The organism is Rugamonas aquatica (assembly GCF_009380215.1).
Classification (GTDB): domain Bacteria; phylum Pseudomonadota; class Gammaproteobacteria; order Burkholderiales; family Burkholderiaceae_D; genus Rugamonas; species Rugamonas aquatica_B.
Genome location: NZ_WHUG01000038.1, coordinates 1 through 2,179, shown reverse-complemented (window position 1 = coordinate 2,179; position 2,179 = coordinate 1). Strand labels below are relative to the sequence as shown.

At 67.2% G+C, this 2,179-nt stretch carries 1 protein-coding gene and 1 pseudogene; both read left to right on the top strand.

Annotated features, from left to right (window positions below; genetic code table 11):
- Window positions 1–352, top strand: a pseudogene (locus GEV02_RS33080) (hypothetical protein); the annotation flags it as partial.
- Between the two features lie 24 nt (window positions 353–376).
- On the top strand, window positions 377–2,179 hold a 1,803-nt coding region (locus GEV02_RS32515), incomplete at its 3' end, for a secretin and TonB N-terminal domain-containing protein (protein ID WP_152841915.1).

Sequence of the window (2,179 nt, the reverse complement as noted above, 5' to 3'; positions counted from 1 at the left end):
GGGGCGGACGGCGTCCCCGCGCGAGCCGCTGGCCGCGGCCGCGGTCGATCCGTTCAGGGCGCTCAGCTTTTTGCCGCCGCCCCAAGCGCAGCCGGCGGTGGTGGCAGCGCCACCGCCGCCGCCGGCGCCGGTCGCGCCAGCCTTTCCCTACCACTATCTGGGCCGCATGCTCAGCGTCGACGGCCAGTTGCTGACCTATCTGGCGCGCGGCGACGCCATCGTGCCGGTCCGGCTGCACCAGGTGCTGGACCAAGACTACCGGGTCGACACGCTGAACGACAGCGAGCTGGTGATTACCTATCTGCCCCTCGACGAGCGGGTGCGCATTCCGCTGCGCTCCGCCGACAACTAGCCATCGCTGAACTGGAGTCCGACTTTGCTGCATCGCCGTATCATTCTGAAGCATGTCCCGGCCCTGATGGTGGGCCTGCTGCTGGCCGCCTGCGGTGCGCAGTCGGTGCGCACCGAGGCCGAGACGCTGATCAACAAAGGCAAGTTCGAGCAGGCGCTGCAAACTTATGAGGCCGGCCTGCAGCGCTATCCGGACAGCGTCGAACTGCGTTCCGGCCTGATCAGCGCCCAGGAAACGCTGGTCGGCCGCCTGCTCAAGTCGGCGGCCGAATTGCGCGTCACCGGCCGCGATGGCGAGGCCGAACAGATGGCGCAGCGCGCGCTGGCCATCCATCCCGGCGATGAGCGCGCCAAGGCCATGCTGCTGGAGCTGGCGCGCGACCGGCGCCAGGCCGCCGCGCTGGCCAGCGCCCGCGACTTGCTGGCCAAGGGTTTCAGCGAACGCGCGCTGCTGGTGATCGAGAACGCCTTGAAGGACAGCCCGCGCAGCGAGCCATTGCTGGCGCTGCAGCGGCAGCTGGAACTGGAGGCGCGCCAGGCGGAACTGGGCGGCGCGCGCCTGTCCGAGGGCCGCCCGGTGTCGCTGGATTTTCGCGACGCCAATCTGCGCATGGTGCTGGAAGTGTTGACCCGTAACAGCGGCATCAACTTCGTGCTCGACAAGGATGTGCGCCAGGATGTGCGCACCACCGTGTTCCTGCGCCAGAGCCGGCTGGACGATGCGCTCGAGCTGCTGACCGCCACCAGCCAGCTGGCGTACAAGGTGATCGACCCGACTACCGTGCTGATCTACCCGAAGACGCCGGAAAAAGTCCGCGAATACCAGGATCTGATGATACGGGCCTTCTATCTGTCCAGCGCCGACGTGCGGCAGACCGCGCTGCTGCTGAAGAACATGCTGAAAATCCGCGATCCCTTCATCGACGAGAAGATCAACCTGATCGTCATCCGCGAGACGCCCCAGACCATCCGGCTGGCCGAGCGCCTGATCGCGCTGCACGACCTGGCCGAACCGGAGGTGATGATGGAGGTGGAGGTGTTGGAGATCAAGCGCGCCAGCCTGACCGAGCTGGGCATCAAATACCCGGACGGCTTCACGCTGACGCCGATCGCGCCGGCCGGCGGTTTCACGCTGGGCAATGTCCATAAACTCAACGGCGACACCATCGGCGTCAACGTGCCGCCGGTGACGCTGAACCTGCACCGCGACGTCGGCGATGTCAACATCCTGGCCAATCCGAAGATCCGCGCCCGCAACCGCGAAAAGGCCAAGATCATGATCGGCGACAAGCTGCCGGTGGTGACGACCACCGGCAACGCCGGCAACAGCAATTTCATTTCCGAGTCGGTGCAATATGTCGACGTCGGCCTCAAGCTCGACGTCGAGCCCAACATCTCGCTGGACGACGAGGTGGCGATCAAGGTCGGCCTGGAAGTCAGTTCGCTGGTACGCGAGATCAAGACCGGCGCCGGTTCGCTGGTCTACCAGATCGGCACCCGCACGGCCAGCACGGTGCTGCGCCTGAAGGATGGCGAGACCCAGTTGCTGGCCGGCCTGATCAGCAATGAGGAGCGCATGAGCTCACTGCGCGTGCCCGGCGTCGGCGACCTGCCGGTGCTGGGGCGGCTGTTTTCCTCGCAGCGCGACGACCACCAGCGCACCGAGATCGTGCTGTCGGTGACGCCGCGCATCGTGCGCAATCTGCGCCGGCCGGACGTCAACCAGGCCGAATTCTGGTCCGGCACCGAGAACGAGGTGCGCAGCCGGCCGCTGACGCTGGGCAAGCCGGCGGCGCCGGCGGCCGGCGCGGCGCCGGCGCCGGTGGCG